This window comes from Rathayibacter sp. AY1B5 (assembly GCF_002932795.1).
Lineage (GTDB): Bacteria > Actinomycetota > Actinomycetes > Actinomycetales > Microbacteriaceae > Rathayibacter.
Map to the genome: position 1 here is coordinate 1 of NZ_PSWM01000053.1, position 1,499 is coordinate 1,499.

The following is a 1,499-nucleotide window of genomic DNA, read 5'->3' on the forward strand; positions in this document are numbered from 1 at the left end:
GCGACCTCGAGCGAGATGCGGCGCTCGGTGTCCTCGGACTCGAAGTCGATGATCTCGGAGTGCACGAGGTCCGACTTCTTCAGCGAGTTGATGTACTCGACGTAGTCGACCAGGCCCTTCTCGTAGTGGAAGACGTCGGTCCGGTCGCCCTCGGTCTCGTTCTCGCCCTCCCCCTCGAACTCGACCTCGTTCTCGTCGGTCAGAGCGATGCGCAGCCCCTTGTTGAGGAACGCCATCTGCTGGAAGCGCGCGCGCAGGGTCTCGTAGTCGAACTCGACCGTCTCGAAGATGCCCGCGTTGGGCCAGAAGGTGATCGTCGTGCCGGTCTCGTCGCTGGCCTCGCCCTTCTCGAGCGGGGCGTCCGGCACTCCGTCGGTGAAGCTCATCCGGTACACGGCGCCCTGGCGCTTGACCTCGACGTCGAGGCGCGTCGACAGCGCGTTGACCACGGAGGAGCCGACGCCGTGCAGGCCGCCGGAGACCGCGTAGCCGCCGCCGCCGAACTTGCCGCCGGCGTGCAGCACGGTGAGGACCAGCTCGACCGTGGAGATGCCCTCGGTCGGGTGCATGTCGACCGGGATGCCGCGACCGTTGTCGGAGACGGTGACGCCTCCGTCTGCGCGCATCAGGATCTCGATGTTGTCGCAGTAGCCCGCGAGCGCCTCGTCGACGGCGTTGTCGACGATCTCGTAGACCAGGTGGTGCAGACCGCGCGGACCCGTGGATCCGATGTACATGCCGGGGCGCTTGCGGACGGCCTCGAGGCCCTCGAGGACCTGGATCTGGTTCGCACCGTAGTCGCCGGACGACTTGGTCGACATGCTCTCGTGCGGAGCGGAGGGGGCTGCTGAGCCGTTCGCGTCCAGGTCGTTCGCTGCGGGTGACGTGGAGTCGTTCGGCTCGTGAGTCATAGCTGTGGAGTTCTCCTCTGACGGTCCGTCGCGACGCGCACGGTGATCTGGAGATCGCCCGCGCGGCGGCGTCACTGCGGTTCGGCGGCCCTCCATTCTACCGCGTACCGGGTCGATCCGAAGCGCTGGACGGCGATCTGAGGCGCGAAAGATCGGCGGTCGACCGAAAATGCGTCCTCAGCCGTAGGTGTCGCGCGGACCACGCCCTGGAATCGACCTGGGACCCTTTTTCCAGTTCGGGACGTCCGGGCCCTGGAAACGGATCGACGCGATCCCCGCCTCGGGGAAGTTCACCGCGATGTGGTTCATGATCTCGATCCGCATCAGCCGGAGCTGCGTCGACCACGCGGTCGACTCGCACGCGACGGTCAGCACGCCGTCGACGACGCCCACCGGAGTCGAGTGCTTCGCGGTCTCCTCGCCGGCGATCGCCGTCCACGACGACATGAGGTCGCCCTGCGCCAAGGGCGCCGTCCAGCCGAGCTTCACGGTGAGGGAATCGAGGACGTCGCCCAGGTCGTGCGGGTCGCGGCCCTTGCCGAACGGGATCGCGTCACCCTTGGGCTCGGCGCGCTCGACGGTCTTCCG

The 1,499-nt window shown here is 67.6% G+C and carries 2 protein-coding genes; both read right to left on the reverse strand.

Features of this window, described 5'->3' with window-relative positions; genetic code table 11:
* The coding region (locus C5D44_RS17455; protein WP_374954084.1) for an ATP-binding protein at positions 1-911 on the reverse strand (911 nt) is incomplete at its 3' end.
* Between the two features lie 177 nt (positions 912-1,088).
* A partial coding sequence (locus C5D44_RS17460; protein WP_104282387.1) for a DUF721 domain-containing protein occupies positions 1,089-1,499 on the reverse strand: 411 nt, incomplete at its 5' end.